Source organism: Gordonia sp. VNK21 (genome assembly GCF_046098115.1).
Taxonomy (GTDB): Bacteria; Actinomycetota; Actinomycetes; order Mycobacteriales; family Mycobacteriaceae; genus Gordonia.
This window is the reverse complement of record NZ_JBJURU010000006.1, coordinates 28443-52831: the sequence shown is the minus strand read 5'-3', so window position 1 is coordinate 52831 and position 24389 is coordinate 28443. Positions and strand designations below refer to the sequence as shown.

The 24389-nt window shown below is 70.2% G+C and carries 23 protein-coding genes; 17 read left to right on the top strand and 6 right to left on the bottom strand.

The features are described from left to right. Window positions 1–17: 17 nt before the first annotated feature. Window positions 18–1385: an MFS transporter gene (locus tag ACJMNC_RS08095; RefSeq protein ID WP_408947434.1), complete on the bottom strand. Its 1368-nt coding sequence runs from the start codon at window positions 1383–1385 to the stop codon at window positions 18–20. Between the two features lie 125 nt (window positions 1386–1510). Here ACJMNC_RS08095 and ACJMNC_RS08090 point away from each other — a divergent pair, with 125 nt between their 5' ends. After that, entirely contained in the window at window positions 1511–1969 is a 459-nt protein-coding gene (locus ACJMNC_RS08090; protein ID WP_408947433.1) for a MarR family winged helix-turn-helix transcriptional regulator, read from the top strand. Between the two features lie 82 nt (window positions 1970–2051). Here ACJMNC_RS08090 and ACJMNC_RS08085 read toward each other — a convergent pair whose 3' ends face one another. From ACJMNC_RS08085 to ACJMNC_RS08065, 5 genes are all read right to left on the bottom strand, one after another. Further along, complete coding sequence (locus ACJMNC_RS08085; RefSeq protein WP_408947432.1) at window positions 2052–3164, bottom strand: NDMA-dependent alcohol dehydrogenase; 1113 nt, start codon at window positions 3162–3164, stop codon at window positions 2052–2054. A gap of 54 nt (window positions 3165–3218) precedes the next feature. Further along, entirely contained in the window at window positions 3219–4718 is a 1500-nt protein-coding gene (locus ACJMNC_RS08080) for an aldehyde dehydrogenase family protein (RefSeq protein WP_408947431.1), read from the bottom strand. Between the two features lie 136 nt (window positions 4719–4854). Further along, window positions 4855–6465: a sigma-54-dependent Fis family transcriptional regulator gene (locus ACJMNC_RS08075; protein WP_408947430.1), complete on the bottom strand. Its 1611-nt coding sequence runs from the start codon at window positions 6463–6465 to the stop codon at window positions 4855–4857. Window positions 6466–6541: 76 nt separating this feature from the next. Then, window positions 6542–7447 (bottom strand): universal stress protein, encoded by a 906-nt coding sequence (locus ACJMNC_RS08070; protein WP_408947429.1) that lies wholly within the window; start codon window positions 7445–7447, stop codon window positions 6542–6544. Between the two features lie 38 nt (window positions 7448–7485). Beyond that, window positions 7486–8745: a CynX/NimT family MFS transporter gene (locus ACJMNC_RS08065; RefSeq protein ID WP_408947428.1), complete on the bottom strand. Its 1260-nt coding sequence runs from the start codon at window positions 8743–8745 to the stop codon at window positions 7486–7488. Between the two features lie 478 nt (window positions 8746–9223). Between ACJMNC_RS08065 and rpsL the strand changes: the two genes are divergently transcribed. From rpsL to ACJMNC_RS07985, 16 genes are all read left to right on the top strand, one after another. Further along, on the top strand, window positions 9224–9595 hold the full coding sequence (gene rpsL, locus ACJMNC_RS08060) for a 30S ribosomal protein S12 (RefSeq protein WP_008376090.1): 372 nt from the start codon (window positions 9224–9226) through the stop codon (window positions 9593–9595). 3 nt (window positions 9596–9598) lie between these two features. Then, entirely contained in the window at window positions 9599–10069 is a 471-nt protein-coding gene (gene rpsG / locus ACJMNC_RS08055; protein WP_408947427.1) for a 30S ribosomal protein S7, read from the top strand. Between the two features lie 90 nt (window positions 10070–10159). Beyond that, window positions 10160–12265 carry an elongation factor G gene (gene fusA / locus ACJMNC_RS08050; RefSeq protein ID WP_408947426.1) on the top strand — a complete coding sequence of 702 codons (2106 nt, stop codon included), beginning with the start codon at window positions 10160–10162 and terminating at the stop codon, window positions 12263–12265. A gap of 135 nt (window positions 12266–12400) precedes the next feature. Beyond that, window positions 12401–13591, top strand: coding sequence for an elongation factor Tu (tuf, locus tag ACJMNC_RS08045; RefSeq protein WP_408947425.1), 1191 nt, complete (start codon window positions 12401–12403; stop codon window positions 13589–13591). 264 nt (window positions 13592–13855) lie between these two features. Continuing rightward, window positions 13856–14749, top strand: coding sequence for a type IV toxin-antitoxin system AbiEi family antitoxin domain-containing protein (locus ACJMNC_RS08040; protein ID WP_408947424.1), 894 nt, complete (start codon window positions 13856–13858; stop codon window positions 14747–14749). Window positions 14750–14824: 75 nt separating this feature from the next. Further along, window positions 14825–15595, top strand: a complete 771-nt coding sequence (locus ACJMNC_RS08035) for an alpha/beta fold hydrolase (RefSeq protein WP_408947423.1) — start codon at window positions 14825–14827, stop codon at window positions 15593–15595. Window positions 15596–15616: 21 nt separating this feature from the next. After that, window positions 15617–16657, top strand: coding sequence for an o-succinylbenzoate synthase (locus tag ACJMNC_RS08030; protein WP_408947422.1), 1041 nt, complete (start codon window positions 15617–15619; stop codon window positions 16655–16657). A gap of 135 nt (window positions 16658–16792) precedes the next feature. Then, complete coding sequence (locus tag ACJMNC_RS08025) at window positions 16793–18133, top strand: cytochrome P450 (RefSeq protein ID WP_408947421.1); 1341 nt, start codon at window positions 16793–16795, stop codon at window positions 18131–18133. Next, entirely contained in the window at window positions 18133–18717 is a 585-nt protein-coding gene (locus ACJMNC_RS08020; protein WP_408947420.1) for a TetR/AcrR family transcriptional regulator, read from the top strand. The genes ACJMNC_RS08025 and ACJMNC_RS08020 overlap by 1 nt, the downstream gene beginning before the upstream one ends. A gap of 44 nt (window positions 18718–18761) precedes the next feature. Next, window positions 18762–19634, top strand: coding sequence for an SDR family oxidoreductase (locus tag ACJMNC_RS08015; protein WP_408947419.1), 873 nt, complete (start codon window positions 18762–18764; stop codon window positions 19632–19634). Window positions 19635–19673: 39 nt separating this feature from the next. Continuing rightward, on the top strand, window positions 19674–20261 hold the full coding sequence (locus ACJMNC_RS08010) for a hypothetical protein (RefSeq protein ID WP_408947418.1): 588 nt from the start codon (window positions 19674–19676) through the stop codon (window positions 20259–20261). Then, complete coding sequence (locus tag ACJMNC_RS08005; protein ID WP_408947417.1) at window positions 20258–20776, top strand: hypothetical protein; 519 nt, start codon at window positions 20258–20260, stop codon at window positions 20774–20776. Before ACJMNC_RS08010 ends, ACJMNC_RS08005 begins: the two co-directional genes overlap by 4 nt. Continuing rightward, window positions 20773–21393, top strand: a complete 621-nt coding sequence (locus ACJMNC_RS08000) for a hypothetical protein (protein WP_408947416.1) — start codon at window positions 20773–20775, stop codon at window positions 21391–21393. The genes ACJMNC_RS08005 and ACJMNC_RS08000 overlap by 4 nt, the downstream gene beginning before the upstream one ends. Continuing rightward, window positions 21390–21905 (top strand): hypothetical protein, encoded by a 516-nt coding sequence (locus tag ACJMNC_RS07995; RefSeq protein WP_408947415.1) that lies wholly within the window; start codon window positions 21390–21392, stop codon window positions 21903–21905. The genes ACJMNC_RS08000 and ACJMNC_RS07995 overlap by 4 nt, the downstream gene beginning before the upstream one ends. Window positions 21906–22194: 289 nt before the next feature. Continuing rightward, complete coding sequence (locus ACJMNC_RS07990; protein ID WP_408947414.1) at window positions 22195–22878, top strand: response regulator transcription factor; 684 nt, start codon at window positions 22195–22197, stop codon at window positions 22876–22878. 10 nt (window positions 22879–22888) lie between these two features. After that, window positions 22889–24331: an ATP-binding protein gene (locus ACJMNC_RS07985; protein ID WP_408947413.1), complete on the top strand. Its 1443-nt coding sequence runs from the start codon at window positions 22889–22891 to the stop codon at window positions 24329–24331. The last annotated feature ends 58 nt before the right edge of the window (window positions 24332–24389 follow it).

Sequence of the window (24389 nt, the reverse complement as noted above, 5' to 3'; positions counted from 1 at the left end):
CTCTCCGGCGGCCGCGCTCAGCGGGAGCGGTCGGCGATCGTCTCGTCCCGTCCGCCGAACTCCTGCCCGCTGAACTCCCGGTCGCCGTGCAGGGCGTCCTCGGCGAGCACCGCCTCCTCCTCGACGGCCGGGATCTCCCGGACCGCTTCCTCGGAGTCGCGGCGTTCATTCGAGACCGCCTGGCGCGATTCGGCGTCGGCCGCGTCGAGATCGCTGCGCAGGGTGGCCAGCAGCAGCCCGCCCAGACAGACCGCGGCCGCGCCGATCAGGAACGGGATGCGGTAGTCGGTGGCCTCCGGGTGGCTGCCGCTCATCACGGTCTCGGCGATCTTGCCGCCGGCGTAGGGGGCCAGGCCGCCGCCGATGAAGCGCGCGAAGCCGTAGGTGGCCGAGGCGGTGGGCCGCGGCACCGGCGCGATGCTCATCACCGCGGAGGTGACCAGGGTGTTGTTCAGGCCGACGAAGACGCCCGAGGCGATCACCGCGACGATCACCGCCACCTTGGTGTCGGCCCAGATGCCGATCACCAGGGAGACCACCACCATGCCGCCGAGCGCGATGAACAGCGCATTGGTGGTGCCGATCCGGGACTTGAGGAACGGGGCGCCGAAGACGGCGAAGACGGCGACGAGGATGCCCCAGCCGAAGAAGATGCCGCCCATCGGGATCGGCTTGAACTCGATGAGGAACGGCGAGACCGCGAGAATGGTGAAGAAGCCCCAGTTGTAGAGCAGGCCGACGACGCTGGTGGTCGCCAGGCTGCGATGCCGCAGGGCCTTGATCGGTTCGAGGACCGACTGCTTCTCGGCGGGTTTCGGGGTGGGCTCGACCAGCACCACGGTGGCGACCAGGGCGATCAGCATCAGCACGGCCACACCGAAGAACGGCCCGCGCCAGCTGACCTCGCCGAGCAGCCCGCCGATCAGCGGGCCGGTGGCGATGCCCACGCCGAGGGCGGTCTCGTAGAGCACGATCGCTCCCTCGAAGCCGCCGCTGGCCGCGCCGACGATGACCGCCAGCGAGGTGGCGATGAACAGGGCGTTGCCCACGCCCCAGCCGGCCCGGAAGCCGATGATCTGGCTGATCGAGTCGCTGGCGCCGGCCGCTGCGGCGAAGGCGACGATCAGCACCAGGCCGGCGATCAGCGTGTTCTTGGCGCCGATCCGGGACGAGACCGCGCCGGTGATCAGCATGGCCACGGCGGTCACCACCAGATAGCTGGTGAACAGCATGGTGGTCTGCGAGTCGGTGGCGCCGAGATCTCCCTTGAGGGAGTTGAGGATCGGGTCCACCAATCCGATGCCCATGAACGAGACGACGCAGGCGAAGGCGACCGCCCACACCGCCCGCGGCTGCTGGAACGGACTTGCCGAGGAATGAGCCATATAAAGATAGATAGGCTATATAGATAGTCAATGCAAATTGGCGTCGGCGGCGACCGCATAGACTGGGCGGATCACCCCCGCCCGGTCCGGTCGTCCCGGACGGGGACGGATCGAAGGAGGACTCGATGGCCGAAGCGGCCGCGACCGACGACCAGCGCGGCGCTCAGTCGTACGAACTCGCCGAGGTCCTCTACTCGCTGTTCTCCCAGCTGCACCGCCAGATACCGCGCGAGATCAGCCCCACCGCCGGGGCGACGATGGCGCGGCTCAACGACGTGGGCCCGCAGCGCATCACGGTGCTCGCCGAGCAGCAGGGCGTGGCGCAGCCGTCGATGACCGCACTGGTGTCCGGGCTCGAGCAGTCCGGCTCGGTGGTGCGCCGCAGGGACCCCGCCGACGGCCGGGCGATCCTGGTGGAACTGACCGAGCAGGGCCGCGACGAGGTCGCCGCCCGCAGGCGCAGCCGGGCCGCCTGGTTCTCCGGGTACATCTCCGAACTCAGCGCCGTGGACCGCGAGCGACTCACCGCCGCCGTGCCCGCGCTGCAGTCCCTCGACCAGCTCATGCGCGGCGCCGGCTCCTGACCGCCGAGCCGCAGCGCGCGATGCGCTGAGCCGCCCCCGGGCGGGGGCGGCTCAGCGGTGTCCGGGGGGACCGGGGGCGGTGCTACACGGCGTGATCGATGACGCCCCGGATGTTCACTCCGTTGCGCAGATCCTCGTAGCCCTGGTTGACCTCCTCGAGGGAGTACCGCGTGGTCACCAGCTCATCGAGCTTGAGCTCGCCGGCGTCGTAGAGCCGTAGAAGCCGGACGATGTCGTACTGCGGGTTCATCGACCCGAACAGGGTGCCCATGATGGTCTTCTGGTTGAGCGTGAGATCGGTGCCCGAGACGTGCACCGTCAGCTTGGTCGGATCGGCCAGTCCGGTGATGACCACCTTGCCGCCCTTACCGATGACCGCGGTCGCCGCGCTCACCACGGCCTCGTCGACGGTGCCCACCAGGATCAGGGCCGCATCGGCGCCCTGCCCCCAGGTCAGCTCGGTCACCTTGGCGTGCGCCTCCTCCGCCGTCGCGAAGGCGTGTGTGGCACCGAACTTCAGTGCCGTCTCCCGCTTGAGCGGGATCGGATCGACCACGACCACGTACTTGCAGCCGGCCGACACCGCGCCCTGCACGGCGTTGATGCCCAGCCCGCCGATGCCGTAGACGACGGCGGTGTCCCCGGCGCGCAGATCGCCGGCGCTGACCGCCGTGCCCCAGCCCGAGGGCACTCCGCAGCCGACGAGCACCGCGGTCTCGAGCGGCAGCCAGTCGTCCACCTTGACCACCGAGTGCTGCGAGATGGTGGCGCGTTCGGCGAAGGTGCCGAGCATGCACATGGCACCGAAGTCCTTGCCGTCGGCGTGGAAACGGTACGTGCCGTCGGGCATACAGCCCTCGAGGATGGTGGCACCCATGTCGCACAGGTTCTGGCGACCTGTCGAGCAGTACCGGCAGGTGCCGCAGTTGGGGATGAAGCTGCACACCACGTGGTCGCCCGGCTTGACCTTGGTCACGCCCGGTCCCACCTCTTCGATGACGCCCGAGCCCTCGTGGCCGCCGACGATCGGATACCGCGGCGGGAGGTCGCCGTCGGTGAGGTGCAGATCGGAGTGGCACAGGCCGGCGGAGGTGTATTTGATGAGCACCTCACCCGGTCCGGGACCGTCGAGCTCGAGTTCCATGATCTCGAAGGGCTTGCCGGCCTCGAGGAGCACAGCGGCTTTGGTCTTCATGACGTCCTGCTTTCTTGGTCGATACTTGTCGTGAGTCGAGCGGGAGGGGAGTGGTCAGAGTGCGACGTTGACGGCTTTGGTCTGGGTGTAGAGGTCGATGGCGCAGTCGCCGAGCTCCCGGCCCCAGCCCGACTGTTTGAAGCCGCCGAACGGCAGGGCGGTGTCGAAGCCGTTGTACTGATTGACCCAGACCGAGCCGGCCTGCACGGCGGCGGCGGTGCGGTGCGCCTTGGAGATGTCCCTGGTCCAGATGCCTGCGGCGAGGCCGTAGATCGAGTCGTTGGCGGCCCGGGCGACGTCGTCCTCACCGTCGAAGGGCAGCGCCGCGACCACCGGACCGAAGATCTCCTCTTCGACGATCGAGAAGTCCGGCCGTACGTCGACGAAGACGGTCGGCTCGACGAAGTAGCCCTCGGTGCCCCAGCGCTTGCCGCCGGTGAGCGCCCGTGCGCCGTCGGCCAGGCCCTGCTGGATGTAGCCGTCGACCCGGTCGAACTGCTCCTGCGAGACCAGCGGTCCGAGTTCGGTCGCGGGATCGAGGCCCGGGCCGATCTTGGCCTGCGCTGCCGCGTCGGCCACCGCCTGGGTGAAGTCGTCGAAGATCTCCCGCTGGACGAACAGCCGGGTGCCGGCCACACAGCACTGACCGTGGTTGAACATCCAGGCAGCCACCGAGCCGGCGACGGCGGCGTCGAGGTCGGCGTCGGCGTAGACGATGTTCGGGCTCTTGCCGCCCAGTTCGAGGGAGACCTTCTTCAGGTTCCCGGCCGCGGCGTGCACGATCTTCTTGCCCACCTCCGTCGAGCCGGTGAAGGCGACTTTGTCGACGCCGTCGTGTGCGGAGAGCGCGGCACCGGCGTCGCCGTAGCCGGTCACGATGTTGACCACGCCGGGCGGGAAACCGGCCTCCTCGAAGACCTCGCCGAGCAGCAGTGCGGTCAGCGGCGTCTGCTCGGCCGGTTTGAGGATGACCGTGTTGCCGGCGGCCAGCGCCGGTGCGAGCTTCCAGCTGGCCATGAGCAGCGGGAAGTTCCACGGCACGATCAGGCCGCACACGCCGAGCGGCTGCCGCAGCGTGTACGCGTGGAAGCGGCCGTCCGGTGAGAACGGCATCGAGACGTTCACCGAGTCGCCCTTGATCTTGGTGGCCAGGCCGGCGTTGTAGCGCCACACGTCCGCGGCCCACGCGGTGTCGACGGCGGTGGCGATGGTGGCGGCCTTGCCGTTGTCGAGTGCTTCGAGCTGTCCGAAGATCTCGGCCCGCTCGGACAGGATGTCGCCGACCCGCCAGAGCAGCCGTTCGCGCTCATTGGGTTTCATCCGGGCCCACGGACCCTCCTCGAAGGCGATCCGGGCGGCCTGCACGGCGCGGTCCACGTCCTGCGCGTCGCCCTGGGCGACCCGGGTGATCGGCCGGCCGGTGGCCGGGTCCTCCGTCTCGAAGGTCTGGCCGGACTGCGCGGGCACCCATGCGCCGCCGATCAGCAGACGCTTGTCCTGCGCGACGAATTCCGCGACTTCGGGGAGCAGCCGGGATTCGGTGGAAGTGGTCATCGGGGACTCCATCACTATGTCGTCGACCACGCGGAAGAGAAATCGTGATCGGCACCACTGTGTGTGCCCCTTCAGTTCTGCCAGGTCCGGCCGGGGCCGCGATGTCCAGAAACTGAACAGTTGTGCGCGGTGCGGCTCAGAGGTCGACGCCCAGCGCCCGGATCCGGGCGTACAGGGTGGTCCGGCTGATGCCCAGGGCGCGGGCGGCGTGCACCTTGTTGCCGCCGGCCGCCTCGAGGGCCTCGATGATTGCCAGCCGCTCGGCCTGTTCGCGTCCGGACAGGCGCGCCGCCCGGGTGGTGGTGCGGTACTCGGTGGGCAGATCGCCCACATCCACCCGGTCGGTGCCGCGGGCGGCGGCCGCGGCCGCGGCGCGTTCGAGGACGGCGTGGAGTTCCCGGAGATTGCCCGGCCAGCTGCGGCTGAGCAGCGCGTCGACCGCCGGGCCGGTCAGCGCCGGTGCCGTCGGTGCGCCCTCCCGCAGGCGGGTCAGCATCGCCTGGGCCAGCGCGGCGAGCTCGTCGGGCCGGCGGCGCAGCGGCGGCGTCTCCACCCGGCGGCCGCAGCGGTGAAGCAGCGACGCGACCGCCGGCCGCGGGTCGTCGCCGGCCACCAGCACCAGGGCGTGGCGCCCCACCGCGCGCTCGACGGCGGCGGCGAGCAGCGCCAGCGAACGATCGTCGAGCAGGTCGACGCCGTCGACGAGCAGAGACCGCCCTCCCGCCCATGCCCGGCGCACCGCACCGGTCACGTCGACGGTGTCGGTCCCGAGGATCCTGGCGGCCACGTCGAGTTCGTCGGCCGGGCGTCCGGCGAGCAGGGTGCGGGCCCGGGTGGTGCGGCCGCTGCCGGGCTCCCCGAACACGGCGACCGCGGCGGCCTCCGATCCGATGGCCGCCGCCGGAGTCCCGGCCGGCTCCGCCGGGGCCGCTTCGCGGAGCGTGAACAGGGCCGCGTCCCGGATACCGGGCAGCCGCTCGACGAGGACCTCCACGACGGCACCGGACGACAGACTGAGGGTGTGCATCCGGCCGTCGGGGGCGTTGACGAGCATGCGGAGCAGCCCCATGTCGGCGATGTCGAGCAACCGTGCGGCCCGCGCATTGGTCAGCTGCACGTCGTGGCCGAGGGCGACGACCGGCGCTCCGCCGGCGGCGGTGGCGCGTTCGAAGGCGCTGAGTACCAGGTGCTTGTCCCGGTTGGAGCGGCTGAGCAGACGCTCGCCGATGCCGTCGACCAGACTCCGGACCATCGGCACCGACAGCGGTGTCGCCTGATCGGCGGATTCGGCCAGGCACAGCACACCGGCCAGCCGGCGGGTCACCGGGTGGATGATCGGCTGCCCGAAGCAGCTGATCCCGCGGAACTGTTCGAGATAGTGGTCGGCGCCGTGCACGGTCACCTGACCGCGGACTTCCGCGACGGTGCCGAGCGCGGTGGTGCCGATGCTGTCCTCGTCAACCCGCGCGCCCGGCTCGATGCCGTTGGCGCGCAGGGTTCGCTCCAGCGTCGATCCGCCGGACACCGACGAGACGAGCCGGCACCGCTGATCCATCAGCAGCAGCGCGGTCTCCGTCCCCTGCAGCGCCGACGCCGCCTGGGCGAGCACCGGCCGGGCCGCGTCGAGCAGCGGGTCGGCGTCGTAGATGTCGGCGAACTCGGGCGACGGTCGTGCGTCCCGGCTGAGCCCGGCCGCTTCGGACCGTTGCCACGACGCAGTGATCAACGTCTGCTGTGGTGCCGTCATGGTTCCTCGGTGCCTCCGGATCCCATCCCTGACCGCCACTGTGCCACAGTTCACAGCGGAGGTGGAGCGCTGATCGTCAGTGCACGACGAGCAGCGGGCAGCGCGCGTGATGAAGCAGCGCCTGGCTCACCGAGCCGAGCACCGCGCCGGCCAGCCGGCCGCGGCCGCGGCTGCCCACCACCAGCAGCTGCGCGGATCCGGAGACCTCCGTCAGCCCCTTGATCGGGGTGGTGTCGGTGCGCACCTCCACCTGGTGCACATGCGGGAAGTCCGTGGCGACCGGTGCCACCAGCGCGGTGATCTGCTGTTCCTGCTCGGCTTTGAGGACATGTTCGAGGGGCCAGTCGGTGGGGCCCTCGCCGTAACCCAGGCCCACCGCCGCACCGGTCTCCCACATGTGGGCCACCTGCACCGGCGCGCGCAGCACCGCCGCGGCGGCGAAGGCCGCGCGGACGGCGCGCTCAGCGGGTTCGGACTCGTCCACGCCCACCGCCACCGGCAGCGGCGGCCCGGTCCGGGTGGCCTCCGGGGCGCGCCAGACCACGACCGGCACCGGTGAGCTGAGCACCGTGCGGGTCACGTGGCCGCCGAGCATCGCCTCGCGCAGCCCGCCGCCGGCGCTGCCGGCCGCGATCACCAGCAGGAGTGAGTCGGCCGCCGCCTGCGCGAGGGCCTCGGCCACGGCGCCGCCGTCGAGCACCTGGGTCTGCACGGACAGCCCGGGGGCCGCCTCGCGTGCGGTGGTCGTCGCCCGGGCGAGGACCTCGTCCGCGTGCTGAGACAGCTTGGCGCCCAGCCCCTCCGGGGAGAAGGCGACCGCGGCGCCGAACATCCACTCGACCGGTGCGATCGCATGGACCAGGCGCAGTCCGGTGTTCGCCGCATCGGCGTAGCGAGCCGCCCAGGCCACGGCGCCGAGCGCCTCGTCGGATTCGTCGACGCCCACGGTCACCGGGGCGGGCGGGCTGGCAGGGGTCGTCACCGGACTTCGGTCCTTTCGGCGGCAGCGGGATCTGCCGCTCAGCCTAGAGCGTCCGGCGCGGCCGCGGCGGAGCGCCGGGCCAGATCGTCCTCCAGGTTCCGCGGCCGGCAGATGATCCACGCGCCGATGGTCATCAGCGTGGTGGCCACCAGCAGCACCCCGAAGGACAGGTCCCAGCCGCCGGAGGCATCGTGCAGCACCCCGAAGAGCAGCGGTCCGGCGCAGGCCAGCAGGTAGCCCAGGCCCTGCCCGAAGCTCGAGAGCGCCGACGAGCCGTCGGCGGTGCGCGTGCGCACATTGATCAGCGTCAGCGACATCGGGAACGAGCAGACGCCGACACCGGTGAGCAGCGCCCAGAAGATCCAGCCGTCCATCGGCGCCCACCGCAGCCCGGCCAGACCGGCCAGCATGCACACCGCGAAACCGGCGACGAAACCGAACGGATTGGCGAACCGGACGGTCAGCCAGGGCACCACCACCGTGGCGGCCAGACCCACGCCGGAGAAGACCGCCACCGCGGTGCCGCCGAGCGACTCGCTGCCGCCGGCGTCGGTGATCACCTTGGGCATCCAGGTCAGCAGCGAGTACGTCAGCAGTGAGGTCATGCCGAACATCAGGGTCAGGCCCCAGGCGATGGGCGAGCGCCAGACCGGCAGCTTCCGGCGCTCGGCGACGCCGGCGTCGTCGACCGGAGCCCCGCGGCGCTCGCGGACCACCATCAGCCAGGCCGGCAGCGCGATCAGCGGCACCAGCGCCCACAGGGCCAGCGAGACGCGCCAGCCGGCGGCGTCGGCCACCGGCACCGCGATCGCGGCCGGGACGGTGGTGCCCAGCTGCACGCAGAGGATGTAGACGGTGCTCACCACCGCGATCCGGTCGGCGAAGTACCGCTTGACCAGGGGCGGCACCAGTACGTTGCCCAGCCCCATGCCGAACAGGGCGAGCGTCGAGGTGAGGATGAGCGACCAGGCCGACGAGCAGAAGGCCCGGGTGCCGATACCCACCAGGGTGAGCACCACCGCGGCGGTGGTCACCTGCTCGAGCCCGAACCGCCGGCCCAGCCCGGCCCCGACCACCCCGGCCACACCGAAGAGCAGAGTCGGCAGCATGCCCAGCAGGCCGGTGGCCACGCTTCCGAAACCGAGGTCGTCGCCGATCCGGCCGAGCAGCGGGGTCAGCGAGGTGACGGCCGTGCGCAGACTGAGGGAGAAGACCAGGATCGCGATCAGCACCAGGACCCGGCCCCGCCGGCCGGTGCCGTGCAGGGACGCCCGGAGGCCGCCGACGGTGGGGGACATGGGCACCATGCTGTCACCGCCCACCCGATCCGGCTCGGCCGGGGCGGGCCGGACGTGACCGGCCGCACCCCCGTCCGATGCGCCGCACCGTGTGGTGACCGGGCCGGTGCCGTACCCTGGAATCCGGGGTCGCCGAGACGGCGTCCACACCAGCCCTGAACAGCGATGTCAACGATTTTGACCTGTCGAAATCTGGCCTGTAAAGTATGTCGACGGCGCCCAGCCCGCTGGGTGCTGCCCAGCTGTCGTCTGCCGGTACGGAGATGACGGTGCGTAAAGACCTGCACCGAACCGGGCTGCACGACACGCCCGACCTCGGGTGCAAAAAACCATCACTGACCAGTGTGAGAACGCTGGTGGGGCGAATCGCGGAAGTCGCCGGCGGGGCACCTGCCCGTGCCGACGGCCTGCCCGGAGCACCAACCGCGATGGCAGACAGGACCGGCGCACTGCCGGACCACGAGATGAGAGATAACTAGTGCCAACCATTAATCAGCTGGTCCGAAAGGGCCGCAAGGACAAGGCTTCGATCAAGAAGACCGCAGCCCTGAAGGGGAGCCCGCAGCGTCGCGGCGTGTGCACCCGCGTCTACACCACCACCCCCAAGAAGCCGAACTCCGCTCTGCGTAAGGTCGCCCGTGTGCGCCTGACCAGCGGCGTCGAGGTCACCGCTTACATCCCGGGTGAAGGCCACAATCTGCAGGAGCACTCGATGGTGCTGGTGCGCGGTGGTCGTGTGAAGGACCTTCCCGGTGTTCGCTACCGGATCATCCGCGGCTCGCTCGACACCCAGGGTGTCAAGGACCGCAAGCAGGCTCGCAGCCGTTACGGCGCCAAGAAGGGAAGCTAAGTCATGCCACGTAAAGGACCCGCTCCCAAGCGCCCCCTCGTCCAGGATCCGGTCTACGGTTCCACTCTGGTCACCCAGCTGGTGAACAAGATCCTGCTGGACGGCAAGAAGTCCACCGCCGAGCGCATCGTCTACCAGGCCCTCGAGCAGACCCGTGAGAAGACCGGCACCGATCCGGTGATCACCCTCAAGCGTGCGCTCGACAACGTCAAGCCCACCCTCGAGGTGAAGAGCCGTCGCGTCGGTGGCGCCACCTACCAGGTGCCCGTCGAGGTCAAGCCCGGCCGCGCCAACACCCTCGCCCTGCGCTGGCTGGTCACCTTCAGCCGGCAGCGTCGCGAGAAGACCATGGTCGAGCGTCTGGCCAACGAGCTGCTGGACGCCTCCAACGGTCTCGGTGCCGCGGTCAAGCGTCGTGAGGACACCCACAAGATGGCCGAGGCCAACCGCGCCTTCGCCCACTACCGCTGGTGATCTCCGCTGCGCGGGGCCCAGGCCCCGCGCAGCGCTTCGCCGAACAGTAACGACAGGCCCAAGCCCTCACGACTTCCCGAAGGGAACGACATGGCACAAGAAGTGCTGACCGACCTGAAGAAGGTCCGCAACATCGGCATCATGGCGCACATCGATGCCGGTAAGACCACCACCACCGAGCGCATCCTGTACTACACGGGTGTCAACTACAAGATCGGTGAGACCCACGACGGTGCGTCGACCACCGACTGGATGGAGCAGGAGAAGGAGCGGGGTATCACCATCACCTCGGCCGCCGTCACCTGTTTCTGGAACAAGAACCAGATCAACATCATCGACACCCCGGGCCACGTCGACTTCACCGTCGAGGTGGAGCGTTCGCTCCGCGTGCTCGACGGCGCCGTCGCCGTCTTCGACGGCAAGGAGGGCGTCGAGCCCCAGTCGGAGCAGGTCTGGCGTCAGGCCGCCAAGTACGACGTGCCGCGCATCTGCTTCGTCAACAAGATGGACAAGATGGGCGCGGACTTCTACTTCACCGTGCAGACCATCATCGACCGCCTCGGCGCGAAGCCGCTGGTGCTGCAGCTGCCGATCGGTGCCGAGGATGCCTTCGACGGCGTCGTCGACCTGATCGAGATGAAGGCCATCACCTGGCGGGGCACCGTCGAGATCGGCGCCGAGCCGACCATCGAGGAGATCCCGGCGGATCTGGCCGACAAGGCCGCCGAGTACCGCGAGAAGCTGCTCGAGACCGTCGCCGAGTCCGACGAGGAACTCATGGAGAAGTACTTCTCCGGCGAGGAACTGACGGTCGACGAGATCAAGGGCGCCATCCGCAAGCTGACGGTGAACTCCGAGCTGTACCCGGTGCTGTGCGGTACCGCGTTCAAGAACAAGGGCGTTCAGCCCCTGCTCGACGCGGTCATCGACTACCTGCCGGACCCGCTGGACATCGGCGAGGTGCACGGCCACGCCCTGGGCAACGAGGAAGAAGAGCTCACCCGCAAGCCGAGCAAGGACGAGCCGTTCTCGGCGCTGGCCTTCAAGATCGCGGCGCACCCGTTCTTCGGCAAGCTCACCTTTGTGCGCGTCTACTCCGGCCAGGTGGAGCCGGGCACCCAGGTGCTCAACGCCACCAAGGGCAAGAAGGAGCGCATCGGCAAGCTCTTCCAGATGCACGCCAACAAGGAGAACCCGGTCGACGAGGCGGTGGCCGGCCACATCTACGCGATGATCGGCCTGAAGGACACCACCACCGGTGACACCCTGTGCGCCTCGGACGCCCCGATCGTGCTCGAGTCGATGACCTTCCCGGACCCGGTCATCAAGGTTTCCATCGAGCCGAAGACCAAGTCCGACCAGGAGAAGCTGGGCATCGCGATCCAGAAGCTCGCCGAAGAGGACCCGACCTTCTCGGTCGAACTCGACGAAGAGGCCGGCCAGACCGTCATCGGCGGTATGGGCGAGCTGCACCTCGACATCCTGGTCGACCGCATGAAGCGCGAGTTCAAGGTCGAGGCCAACGTGGGCAAGCCGCAGGTGGCCTACCGCGAGACGATCCGCAAGACCGTCGACAAGCACGAGTTCACCCACAAGAAGCAGACGGGTGGCTCGGGTCAGTTCGCCAAGGTCATCATCAAGCTCGAGCCGCTGGTCGACGCCGAGGACGGCGCCACCTACGAGTTCGACAACGCCGTCACCGGCGGTCGTGTCCCGCGCGAGTACATCCCGTCCGTGGATGCCGGCGCCCAGGATGCGATGCAGTACGGTGTGCTGGCCGGCTACCCGCTGGTCAACGTGAAGGTCACCCTGCTCGACGGTCAGTACCACGACGTCGACTCCTCGGAGATGGCCTTCAAGATCGCCGGTTCGCAGGCCCTCAAGGAGGCTGCGAAGATGGCTCAGCCCGTCATTCTGGAGCCGATCATGGCCGTCGAGGTCACGACTCCCGAGGACTACATGGGCGATGTCATCGGCGACCTGAACTCCCGCCGTGGCCAGATCCAGGCCATGGAGGAGCGCAGCGGTGCGCGAGTCGTCAAGGCTCAGGTTCCGCTGTCGGAGATGTTCGGCTACATCGGAGACCTTCGGTCGAAGACTCAGGGCCGGGCGAACTACTCCATGGTTTTCGATTCGTACGCTGAAGTTCCGGCGAACGTCTCGAAGGAGATCATCGCGAAGGCGACGGGCGAGTAGTCGCCCGCCGGCTCGGCGACCGCGCTACGGCGCACAAACGAATACCCCCGGTCAACGGTGTGAAGTCGGCGACCGGAACTGTAAACCCCATCTGCTGGGAACCACCCGGCAGACGATAAGTCCAGGAGGACACAAGTGGCGAAGGCGAAGTTCGAGCGGACCAAGCCGCACGTGAACATCGGCACCATCGGTCACGTCGACCACGGCAAGACCACCACCACGGCCGCCATCACCAAGGTGCTGGCCGACAAGTACCCGGATCTGAACGAGAGCTTCGCTTTCGACCAGATCGACAAGGCGCCGGAGGAGAAGGCTCGTGGTATCACGATCAACATCTCCCACGTCGAGTACCAGACCGACAAGCGTCACTACGCTCACGTCGACGCCCCGGGTCACGCCGACTACATCAAGAACATGATCACCGGTGCCGCCCAGATGGACGGCGCGATCCTGGTCGTGGCCGCCACCGACGGCCCGATGCCGCAGACCCGTGAGCACGTGCTGCTCGCGCGTCAGGTCGGCGTGCCGTACATCCTGGTCGCCCTGAACAAGGCCGACATGGTGGACGACGAGGAGATCATGGAGCTCGTCGAGATGGAGGTCCGCGAACTGCTGGCCGCCCAGGAGTTCGACGAGGACGCCCCGGTCATCCCGATCTCGGCGCTGAAGGCGCTCGAGGGCGACGAGAAGTGGGTCAAGTCCGTCGAGGACCTGATGACTGCTGTGGACGAGTCGATCCCGGATCCGGTCCGCGAGACCGACAAGCCGTTCCTGATGCCCGTCGAGGACGTCTTCACCATCACCGGCCGCGGCACCGTGGTCACCGGTCGTGTGGAGCGCGGCGAGATCAACGTGAACGCCGAGGTCGAGATCGTCGGTATCCGCGAGAAGAGCACCAAGACCACCGTCACCGGTATCGAGATGTTCCACAAGCTGCTCGATTCGGCTCAGGCCGGCGACAACGCGGGTCTGCTGCTGCGCGGCCTGAAGCGTGAGGACGTCGAGCGCGGCCAGGTCGTCGTGGAGCCGGGCACCACCACCCCGCACACCGAGTTCGAGGGCCAGGCGTACATCCTGTCGAAGGACGAGGGCGGTCGCCACACCCCGTTCTTCAACAACTACCGTCCGCAGTTCTACTTCCGTACCACGGACGTGACCGGCGTCGTGACCCTCCCCGAGGGCACCGAGATGGTCATGCCGGGCGACAACACCGAGATGAGCGTCAAGCTGATCCAGCCGGTCGCCATGGACGAGGGCCTGCGCTTCGCCATCCGCGAAGGTGGCCGCACCGTCGGTGCCGGCCGCGTCACCAAGATCATCAAGTGATCGGTTGATCGCATGATCTGATCCGTCGGTTCCCTCGCGGGGACCGAAGGAGACTCCCAGAGCGCCCGCTCCCGAGACATCGGGGCGGGCGCTCTGCGCATCCCGCGCCGGTTCCGGGCCTCTCCCGCCCACCGCGGCGCACGCGCGCGGATCCGGTAGCGGAAGTCGCCCTCAGGCCCGCGAACGCTACCGGATCGGCCCCGACGGCGGGCCGTTCCCGGAGTGTCGGGGAACCGCGCACCGGCCCCATGCGTCCAAGTCCGTATGGGAGACACGGGGGAGATCGCGCGGCTGCTGGCCGCGCAGGACGGCATCGTCACGGCGCGGCAGGCGGCCGGGCACGGTCTGAGCCGCGACCGGATCCGCGGGCGGGTGGGCCGCGGAGAGTGGATACCCGTGGCGCGGGGCGTCTACCGCAGCGCCGGCCACGAATTCACCGAAGCGGCACTGGTCCGGGCGGTCGCCGCCGCTCATTGCGGCATCCCCGACCGGCTCACCGCCTGCTGGTGGCACGGTCTGATCGAGACTCTGCCGGCGCCGCTGACCATCGCTGTGACCGGTCCGGTACGCACGGATCGCTGGCCGGGTTGCGAGGTCCGGGCGCTGCGGCGGCGCATACCGAGCCAGGACCGATGCCGGGTGCGCGGACTGGAGGTGACCGCGCCGGCGTGGAGCCTGCTCGGTTCCCTGGTCCTGCTCGACGATGCCTCCCGCGTCCTCGATCGGGCGCTGCAGCAGGGGGCGGTGACTCTTGCGCAGCTGCGCGCGACCCTCGAGCGCAATGCCGGAGCCGCGGGACTCGCGGGAGCCCGGCGGCTCGTCGCCGCCCTCGACGGCGATACCGAATCCGACGCCGAGCGCACCTTCGCCGGTCTGCTGCGCGGCGATCGGATCACCGGCTGGGTTCAGCAGCTGCCGTTCGGCCGCTGGCGGATCGACTTCGCCTGGCCGGAGCTGAAGGTGGCGGTGGAGATCGACGGGTGGGCCTTTCACCGCGATCACCGGCGTTTCCGCAGCGACATCCGCAAGCGGAACCAGCTGATCGCCGCCGGCTGGCTGCCGCTGACGTTCAGCTGGCACGATCTGCAGGAGAACCCCGTCGGCTGCCTGGAGTTGCTGGTGCGGGTGCTTCGCGAGCGGGCGAGCACCCTCGGATGACGGCCGGACACCGCGCGGTGCGATCGTGGGGACGGCGCCCGGAGGCCGGCGGCATGGTTGGTTAGCATGGTCGGCATGCGCGTGATCTCCCGGCCGGACCGCCGGCACCCCGACCTGGCCGTGGCCGTCGCCGGGCCGCTCGGCGACACGGCTCAGCGGCCGGTGGTGCTGGTGCACGGCATGGGCGGCGACCACACCGCCTGGCGACGCTTCACCCGCGACCTGCGCTCGGCCGGCCGCCCGGTGGTCGCCGTCGACCTGCGCGGCCACGGCCGCAGCGGGCACGCCGAGAGTTACCGGCTCGGCGAGTTCGCCGACGATCTGCGGGTGGTGGCCGACGAGCTCGGCCTGGACCGCTTCGATCTGGTCGGTCACTCGCTGGGGGCGCACACCGCGCTCCGGGTGGCGATGACCGAGGGCGATCGGGTGCAGCGGCTGGTGGTCGAGGAACCGCCGCCCATGCCGCGCAACGACGACGACCTCGCCGAATCGATCGTGCCCACCGCGAGCCTGGGGGAGCGGATCCGCGGGCTGCGAGCGCTGGCCGCGAACCCCCGCCCCTTCCTGGCCTTCGACCGGGCACTGCCCGACCAGGTGGGGAGCCAGTTCCAGGCGATCGATACCCAGTGGTGGGACGAGCTGTCGCAGATCAGTGCCTCCGCGCTGGTGATCTCCGGCGGTGCGGCCAGCTTCCTGCCGTCACGGCACCTTTCGGCCCTGGCCGAGGCGATCCCGGCGGCCGGGTTCACCACCATCGAGACCGGGCACAGCGTGCACCGCGACCGGCCGCGCGAGTTCGCCGAGCACGCACTGGGACATCTGAACGCGGCCGCGCCGGGCGCCTGAGGCATCCCCTACGCTGGCGGCATGGTCTATCAGCCCGGCGGTACCAACGTCTTCGGTCTCGGCGTCAACAAGAAGGGCGAGGTGCCCACGTTCACCTTGCGCGCCAGCAAACCGACCGTGCCCCCGGTCGACGAGATCCTGGCGACCGCCGAGGTGGTGGCGCTGCCCATGCGGACACGCTTCCGCGGCATCACCGTGCGCGAGACCATGATCTTCCGCGGCCCCAAGGGCTGGGGCGAGTTCGGCCCGTTCACCGAATACGACGACGCCGAATCGGCGCCGTGGCTGGCGGCGGGCATCGAAGCGGCCTGGCAGGGGCCGCTGCCGGCGGTCCGTGAGCAGATTCCGGTCAATGCCACGGTGCCGGCGGTGCCGGCCGACCAGGTGGCCGCGGTGCTCGCCCGCTATCCGGGCGCCACCACCGCCAAGGTGAAGGTCGCCGAACCCGGGCAGAGTCTCGACGACGACGTCCAGCGGGTGGCCGCCGCGCGCGAACTGGTGCCGACGGTGCGGATCGACGCCAACGGCGCCTGGGATGTGCCCACGGCGATCGACGCGATCGAGGCGATCGGCGAGGTGGAGTACGTGGAGCAGCCGTGCGCCAGCGTCAAGGAGCTGGCGGTGGTCCGCAAGTCGGTGAGCGTGCCGATCGCCGCCGACGAATCGATCCGCCGGTCCGACGATCCGCTCAAGGTGGCCCGCGCCGAGGCCGCCGACATCGCGGTCCTCAAGGTGGCCCCGCTCGGCGGTATCCGGGCCACGCTGGCGATGCGGGCGCGGCTGAACCTCGACGTGGTGATCTCCAGTGCGCTCGACTCGGCGATCGGCATCTCGGCGGGCCTGGCCGCCGCGGCCGCGCTGCCCACCCTGAACCACGCCTGCGGGCTGGGCACCGGGGCCCTCTTCGAGCAGGATGTGGCGCCGTCGTTCGAGATGCGCGACGGTGTGCTGGTGCCGCGCCGGGTCGAACCCGACGACGACCTTCCGCTCGCCTCGCCCGAACGGAAGCAGTGGTGGGAGGACCGGCTGCGCCGTTGCCACGCCCTCCTCTCCGCGGCGTAACCGGGAGCGGGACCGCTCCGGCCGGACCGACGACGCTCCCGCACACCCCGAAAACTAGAAACACAGCGTGAAATCTGTTCCAATGGAATGAGGCACATCACAGTCCGATGCCGCCGACGTCCGAGGGAGGATCTCATGGCCACGCCACTGCTCGCCCAGCCCGCTGACGGCAGCGAACTGTTTCCGGTGCCGGTCAGCGAGCGCAACGGGGTCCTGGAAGTGCTCAGCATGCGCCGCGATCCGTTCGCCTTCGCGACGAAGCGGCGCGCACAGTACGGCGACCTGTTCGCCATGAATGCGCTCGGCGTCCAGCTGGTCAACGCCTTCGGGGCCGAGGCCGCCGCCGAGATCCTCATGAACAAGGACAAGGCCTTCGCCAACGCCCCCGCGTGGAGCTACTTCATCGGCCCGTTCTTCAACCGCGGCGTCATGCTGCTCGACTTCGACGAGCACCGCCATCACCGGCACATCATGCAGGCCGCATTCACCCCCAAGAAGCTGGCCGGTTACTTCGGCGAGATGGAACCGCTCATCCGGGATCGGGTGGCGGCGCTGCCCACCGGCCGGGTGAAACTGTTCAGCGAATTCAAGCAGCTCACGCTCGACGTGGCCCTGGAGATCTTCCTCGGACTGGAACTGCCGCAGGACGAGGCCGACCGGCTCAACAAGGCGTTCATCGAGACGGTGCGCGCCGGCGTCGCCTTCGTCCGCAAACCGGTGCCCGGCGGGCGCTGGTGGAAGGGACTGCGCTCGCGCAAGGTCCTCGAAGAGTTCTTCTACGCCAACATCGCCGCCAAGCGCGCCGCTGAGACGCCCGACCTGTTCTCGGTGCTCTGTCATGCGCAGAGCGACGACGGTCACCGGTTCACCGACGAGGACGTGGTCAATCACATGATCTTCGTGCTGATGGCGGCCCACGACACGTCGACCATGACGATGACGCAGATGGCCTACCGGATGGCCGAGCACCCGCAATGGCAGGACCGGGCCCGCGCACAGGCGCTGGAGCGGCCGGAGGTGCTGGCCTACGACGACCTCGCCGAGATGGACGTGCTCGATCTGGTCATGCGCGAGTCGCTGCGGCTGTGCCCGCCGGTGCCGGCGCAGCCCCGGATGGCGATCAAGGACACGCAGGTCCTGGGCCACTTCATCCCGAAGGACACCATGGTGGTGATCCCGCAGATCTCCAACCATCGCGACCCGAAGTACTTCACCGACCCGGACACCTTCGATCCGGAGCGATTCTCACCCGAACGCGCCGAGGACAAGGGGCACCGGATGGCGTGGATGCCGTTCGGCGGGGGCGTGCACAAGTGCATCGGCTTGTACTTTGGACAGATGGAGATCAAGACGATCATGCACAATCTGCTGCGCGACTACGAGTGGTCGGTGCCCTCCGGATACCAGATCCCGATGGACTACAGCGCCCTGCCGGTACCCAAGGACAAGCTGCCCGTCGCACTGGTGCGCCGCTGATGGCGCGCAAGGCACGGGTCACCGCCCCGCCCCGCGAACAGGAGGCCGCCATCCTGCGTGCCGCCGCCGCCGAATTCACCGAGGCCGGGGTCCGTCAGGCCAACATGGATGCGATCGCCACCACCGCGGGCGTGAGCCGGTCCACCCTGTACCGGCGCTTCCCGAGTAAGGACAATCTGCTTCTGGCGCTGGCCAACGACACCTTCGAACGCGGCATGGCCGACCTCGAGCGGGCCACCGAGGGGCTGGCGCCGGCCGACGCCGTCGTGGAGGCCTTCACACGCGGCGCGACCATGATCAACGAAGACCCGCTGCTGCGCCGGATGGTGCTCGAGGACTCCGAGATCCGCGGGCTCACCGCCTCACTGAGCAGCCTGTTCATCGACATGGTGACCGAGCGGGTGGCCGGCACCCTGCGGGAGGCCGGTGCGCAGATGCCCGATCACGCTCTGCGCCGGGCCGTGGAGATCCATGTGCGCCTGGTGATCTCATATCTCGAGGTGCCCAGCTCCGACGAGTCGGTGCACACTCCGGCCGGCGCCCGGGCGCTGGCCGCCGAATTCCTCGCGCCGATGATCCACTGATCCGACCGGCCGAACCCCCGATCACCCGTCTCCCAGGAGCTTTCATGCAGTTGCCGATCCCGGCCGTGTTCGACCGGCGCGCGCAGAACCGGCTGGCGCGCCGGCGTGCCGCCCTGAACGGCAAGGTGGTGGCCATCACCGGCGCCGCCCGCGGTATCGGATTCCAGACGGCCACCGACCTGCTCGGCGCGGGGGCGCGGGTGGCGATCGGCGACATCGACGCCGAGGCGGTGGGCAAGGCGGCCGCCGACCTCGGGGTGGAGGGCATCGAACTCGACGTCACCGACCCGGCATCGGTGCGCCGCTTCCTCGACGAGGTGGAGCAGCGCGTCGGCCCGGTGGACGTGCTGATCAACAACGCCGGGATCATGCCGGTCGGTTCGTTCCTCGACTACGACGAGACGCTGATCCGCCGCACCCTCGAGATCGACCTGATGGGGGTGATGCTCGGCACCCAGGAGGCGGCCCGCCGGATGGTGGCCCGCGGGCACGGGCAGATCGTCAACGTCGCCTCCGTGGCGGGCCGGCTGCCCACCCCGGGGCTGACGGTCTACAACGGCGCCAAGGCCGGGGTCATCGAATTCTCCGAGGCCGTCGACGCAGAACTGTCCGGCCGGGGTGTGCGGGTCTCCACCGTGATGCCCACCTTCACCCGCACCGGGCTGATCGACGGTCTGACCACCAACGCCATGGTGCAGTCGGTGCCGCCGCAGGAGATCTCCGCGCAGATCGTCGGCACCATCGTGCGTCCCCGCGTCCGGGTGGCGGCTCCGCGCGCGATGGGCTGGGTGAACGTCAATCCGGCACTGCCGCAACGACTCAAGGCGGGTATGCGCCGGCGGACCGGGATCGACACCATGTTCCTCGACTACGACCCCGCGGCGCGCGCCGACTACAGCGCCCGCATCGGTCAGTAGCCGGCCGGAGGGCCGGGGCGAGCCACTAGGGTGTGACGCGTGTCCCGATCCAGCACCGGCCTGCAGGCCTGGCGCCGTGCGCGCGCCGATGCCGCCGCCGCCCGTGACGAGCTCGCGGTGGCCGAGGCCGAGGCCGGACTGCGCCCGCGCGGGGATCGCCGGCTCCGGCTGGTGCTCACCGCCGCGCTGACCGTGGCCCTGGTGCTGGCCGCAGTCGCGGTATGGCAGGCGGTGGTGCGCACCCCCGAGTTCACCGACCGGCAGATCGTCGACGCCGCCCGCGACCGCACCAGGCTGCTGCTGACCGCCGACGCCGGCGACGCGGATCGCGCGCGGCAGATCCTCGCCGGTGCCACCGGGGGGTTCCACGACAGCTTCGCCCAGTCGGCGGAGGCCTACACCCAATACATCGAGAAGGCCGGCAGCCGCGGCGAGGTGCGGATCGACGCGGCGACGCTGGCCCGGCGCGGCGACCCGGACTCGGTGGTGCTGATCGTCGCCTCGCTCAAGGTGGGCGGCACCGGGGTCTCCGCCGATGCCGCCGGCACCCAGCAGCTGCGGCTGCGGGTGGTGGTCACCCCCGACGACGGGGTCCTCAAACTCTCCGGCGTGGGATTCGTCGAATGAGTGTCCGCAGCCGCGTGCTCGGCCGGCTCGAAGCGCCCATGACGCCGGCCGGTGCTGCGGTCCGGCTCGCCGCGGCCGGACTGCTGGTGGCCGCCGGTCTCGCCGCCCTGATCCTGGTGCAGCTGTGGCGGGCTCCGGTGGCCGAGCGGATCGACACCGGCGACGAGCTGCGCGCACAGGCCGGGATCGTGATCTCCGAGGTGTTCTCCGCCGACGCAGGCAGCTGGCAGGCCGATCGCGCCCGGGCCCGCACCCTGGTGGGCGGTCCGCTGCAGACGTCGATGGCCGAGGCCCTCGGCGCTCCGGTGCCGGCAGGGGTGAGCGCGGTGCGCTGGCAGCCGCTGGCCGTCGGCGTCGTCGACGAACAGGCGGACAGCGGCACCGCCGTGATCGTGGTGCGGGTGCTGGTGATCCCGGAGAGCGGGCAGAGTACGGAGTCGATCAAATCGGTGAACGCCGACTTCGCCCGCAGCGACGGGCGCTGGGTGCTGACCGGGATGGACGAGCTGCAGTGAACCACATCGACCACCGGCCCGCGGAGACCGTGCGATTGCGCACGGCCCGTCAGAAGTATGCGGAGGCCCGGCGCACCGAACGGCTGGCCCGGATCGCGGCCGCCGACGAGCTGCGGGTGCGGGCGCGCCGCCGACGGGCCGGGGTGCGGCTGGCGCTGCTCGCCGCAACCCTGGTGACCGTCGTCCTGCTGGCGATCACCGTCACCGATGTGGTGCTGCGCCACCGTGACACTGACCGGCTGGAACGGCACGCGGCGGCGCGGGAGGCCGCGATCAGCGCCGTGACCACCATGCTCGACGCCGACCCCGCCCGGCCGGACGAGTATCTGCGTGCGGCGCTGGCGGTGACCACCGGACAGCAGCACGAGCGGCTCGAGAAGGCGACGCCCGCGCTGCGGGAGGCGGTCGCCCGACTCGGGCGGCCGGCCACCGGGCAGGTGCTGTCCGCCGGCGTCGCCGCAGATGCGGGGGATCGGGTGGACGTGGTGCTGGTGGCGCAGGCGAGCGCACCGGAGCTGATCGGGGCGGAGGCGGCGGCCAACCGGGTGGCCTTGCGGGTGACCATGGTCCGTCACGACGGGACGTGGCTGGTCGGTGCGACGGAGCCGGTGTCGTGACGGGCTGGTGGCACCGGCTGCTGCCGGCCGATCGACGATGGGTTCTGCTCTCCGGGGTGCTGACGGTGCTGGTGCTGGCCGTCGCGGTGGCCGCGACCGTGGTGGCCGTGCGGGCCGGCTCCGACGACGACGCCGAGCGCACCGCCGCCGGAACCGCGGCCGCCCACGCGGTCACCGAGCTGATGACCTTCGGCCCCGGCGACGACGCGGCGCGCCGCGCGCAGGTGCGCGAGCTGCTCACCGGTGCGCTGGCCGCCGACTACGCCGGTCGCGGCCCGGACGTGGTGTTCTCCGGCGCCGTGGAATCGAAGGTGAGCATGTCGGCGAGGGTGCTCGACGTGGCCGTCGGCCGGCTCGACGAGAACCGGGCGCGGGTGCTGGTCTTCGTCGACCAGTCGGTGTCGGTGGCCGGCGATCCGGCGACCGACCGGCTGCCGGTGAGCCGGTGGGCCACCCTGCAGCGCTCCGGCGGACACTGGCGGCTCGCCCGCCTCGAACCGGTGTCCGGCTGACGCCGCGCCTCTCCCGGGGCGGGGTCTCGATACGCCCGCCTCGGCTAGCGCCTCGCCGGGCACTCGACCACCGAGAACAAGCGCCGCGGACCCTGATCGGTGGTTGAGTGGGCCGTACGGCCCTGAGCTACGCCACCGAACACCTCGACGCGGCCCGGCGCGCCGGCCTCCGCGCCCGCTGATCCCGTGCCCGCCGGCCCCGCTCCGGCAGTATTCGCACCGGTGGCGGGGCTGCGACACGTGCGGCATCCTCAGACCACTCTCAGCCCGGGTGGATAAGACTGTAGACATGCGCATTCTCGTAGTGGACGACGACCGGGCGGTCCGGGAGTCGCTGCGCCGCTCCCTGACCTTCAACGGGTACACCGTGGAGACGGCGGGCGACGGGCTCGAAGCACTGGAGAAGGTGGTCGCCGACCGGCCCGACCTGATGGTGCTCGATGTGATGATGCCGCGGCTGGACGGTCTCGAGGTGTGCCGTCGGCTGCGTTCGGCCGGCGACGATCTGCCGATCCTGGTGCTCACCGCCCGCGACTCGGTGTCGGAGCGGGTCGCCGGCCTCGACGCCGGCGCCGACGACTATCTGCCCAAGCCGTTCGCGATGGAAGAACTGCTGGCCCGGCTGCGGGCGCTGTCCCGGCGCACCGCTCCCGACGAGGAGGACTCGGAGGCGATGACCTTCGAGGACCTCACCCTCGATCCGGTGACCCGGGAGGTGACCCGCGGCGAGCGCCAGATCAGCCTCACCCGCACCGAGTTCTCGCTGCTGGAGATGCTGATGGCCAACCCGAAGCGGGTGCTCACCCGCAGCCGCATCCTCGAGGAGGTGTGGGGTTACGACTTCCCCACCTCGGGCAACGCCCTCGAGGTGTACATCGGCTATCTGCGCCGCAAGACCGAGGCCGACGGCGAATCCCGCCTGATCCACACCGTGCGCGGCGTGGGCTACGTGCTGCGCGAGACCGCCCCGTGATGCCGCACCCGTGAAGGCCGTCTACCCCGAACTCAAACCGCTCCGGGATCCCAATCCGCTGACCCGTTCGGTGTCGCTGCGCACCCGGGTGGCGTTGCTGGCCGCGGCCGTGGTGCTGCTGTCGGCGTCGCTGATGGCCGCGGCCACCTACATCTTCGTGCATCGGGCGCTCTACGCCGATGCCGACGACCAGCTCACCGCCCGCGCCGACGGCATCACGGTGCTCGCCAAGGCCGGTGGGCTCAACGATCCGCGCGGCCTGCTCTCGGGCACCGTCTTCTACAACACGATCAGCGTGGCGCTGGTCGACTCGAGCGGTCAGGCCATCGGCGCCGGCGACGTCCCGTTCGGCATCCCGGAGCGCCAGGTGATGCTGGCCTCGCTCAAGGGCGAGCACAAGCAGAGTCTGCGCACGGTGGGCCACTACCGGGTGCTGGCCCGGGCACTGCCCGACGGGCGGTCGGTGATCCTGGCGCAGAACCTCGACCACATCGAGGCGATGCTCCGCCGGCTGGCCACCGTGCTGCTGATCGCCGCGGGAATCGGGGTGGCGTTCGCGGCGCTGGCCGGCACGCTCGTCGCCCGGGGCGGTCTGAGACCGGTGTCCCGGCTCACCGCGCACGCCGAACGGGTGGCGCGCACCCAGGATCTGACACCGCTGCCGGTGACCGGCAAGGACGAGATCGCCCGGCTCACCGAGGCCTTCAACTCCATGCTGGCCGCGCTCGCCGAGTCACGCGCCCGGCAGGTGCGTCTGGTGGCCGACGCCGGCCACGAGTTGAAGACGCCGCTCACCTCGTTGCGCACCAACCTCGAACTGCTGATCGCCGCCTCCGAGCCGGGCGCCCCGCCGGTGCCGGCCACCGACATGGTGGAGCTGCGCTCGGATGTGATGGCGCAGATCGAGGAGCTCTCGACCCTGGTCGGCGACCTGGTGGATCTGGCCCGCGAGGACGCCCAGGACGTGGTCTTCGAAGAGGTGGACCTCGAGGAGGTGATCGACGGCGCGCTGGCCCGCGTGCGGCGCCGGCGTCAGGACGTCGACTTCGTGGTGAACTCCTCGCCCTGGTTCGTCTTCGCCGAGCAGAGCGGTATCTCCCGGGCAGTGCTCAACGTGCTCGACAATGCGGCCAAGTGGTCGCCGCCGGGCCGTACGGTGCGGGTGCTACTCCGGCAGGTCGGCCCGGAATGGGCGGAGCTGTCGGTCACCGACAGCGGCCCGGGGATCCCGCCGGAGGACCGGGAACTGGTCTTCGAGCGCTTCTACCGCGCCGACACCACGCGCTCGATGCCCGGTTCCGGGCTGGGGCTGGCCATCGTGCGGCAGGTGGTGGTGCGTATGGGCGGCAGCGTGGTGGCCGAGCAGTCGCCGGAGGGCGGCGCGCTCATCCGCATGATGCTGCCCGGGCACCCGGTGCACACCGAGCCCGAGCCGGTCCGCATGCCGCGCTGACCCTAGAGGCGGGTTTCGATACGCGTCCTCGTCGCAGGCTCCTCGGCCGCTACTCAAC

Bases quoted from the DNA above. Each gene is read 5' to 3' on its own strand.
- ACJMNC_RS08095 (WP_408947434.1), bottom strand. From the start codon at position 1,385: ATGGCTCATTCCTCGGCAAGTCCGTTCCAGCAGCCGCGGGCGGTGTGG.
- ACJMNC_RS08090 (WP_408947433.1), top strand. From the start codon at position 1,511: ATGGCCGAAGCGGCCGCGACCGACGACCAGCGCGGCGCTCAGTCGTAC.
- ACJMNC_RS08085 (WP_408947432.1), bottom strand. From the start codon at position 3,164: ATGAAGACCAAAGCCGCTGTGCTCCTCGAGGCCGGCAAGCCCTTCGAG.
- ACJMNC_RS08080 (WP_408947431.1), bottom strand. From the start codon at position 4,718: ATGACCACTTCCACCGAATCCCGGCTGCTCCCCGAAGTCGCGGAATTC.
- ACJMNC_RS08075 (WP_408947430.1), bottom strand. From the start codon at position 6,465: ATGACGGCACCACAGCAGACGTTGATCACTGCGTCGTGGCAACGGTCC.
- ACJMNC_RS08065 (WP_408947428.1), bottom strand. From the start codon at position 8,745: ATGTCCCCCACCGTCGGCGGCCTCCGGGCGTCCCTGCACGGCACCGGC.
- rpsG (WP_408947427.1), top strand. From the start codon at position 9,599: ATGCCACGTAAAGGACCCGCTCCCAAGCGCCCCCTCGTCCAGGATCCG.
- fusA (WP_408947426.1), top strand. From the start codon at position 10,160: ATGGCACAAGAAGTGCTGACCGACCTGAAGAAGGTCCGCAACATCGGC.
- ACJMNC_RS08040 (WP_408947424.1), top strand. From the start codon at position 13,856: ATGGGAGACACGGGGGAGATCGCGCGGCTGCTGGCCGCGCAGGACGGC.
- ACJMNC_RS08035 (WP_408947423.1), top strand. From the start codon at position 14,825: ATGCGCGTGATCTCCCGGCCGGACCGCCGGCACCCCGACCTGGCCGTG.
- ACJMNC_RS08030 (WP_408947422.1), top strand. From the start codon at position 15,617: ATGGTCTATCAGCCCGGCGGTACCAACGTCTTCGGTCTCGGCGTCAAC.
- ACJMNC_RS08025 (WP_408947421.1), top strand. From the start codon at position 16,793: ATGGCCACGCCACTGCTCGCCCAGCCCGCTGACGGCAGCGAACTGTTT.
- ACJMNC_RS08020 (WP_408947420.1), top strand. From the start codon at position 18,133: ATGGCGCGCAAGGCACGGGTCACCGCCCCGCCCCGCGAACAGGAGGCC.
- ACJMNC_RS08015 (WP_408947419.1), top strand. From the start codon at position 18,762: ATGCAGTTGCCGATCCCGGCCGTGTTCGACCGGCGCGCGCAGAACCGG.
- ACJMNC_RS08005 (WP_408947417.1), top strand. From the start codon at position 20,258: ATGAGTGTCCGCAGCCGCGTGCTCGGCCGGCTCGAAGCGCCCATGACG.
- ACJMNC_RS07990 (WP_408947414.1), top strand. From the start codon at position 22,195: ATGCGCATTCTCGTAGTGGACGACGACCGGGCGGTCCGGGAGTCGCTG.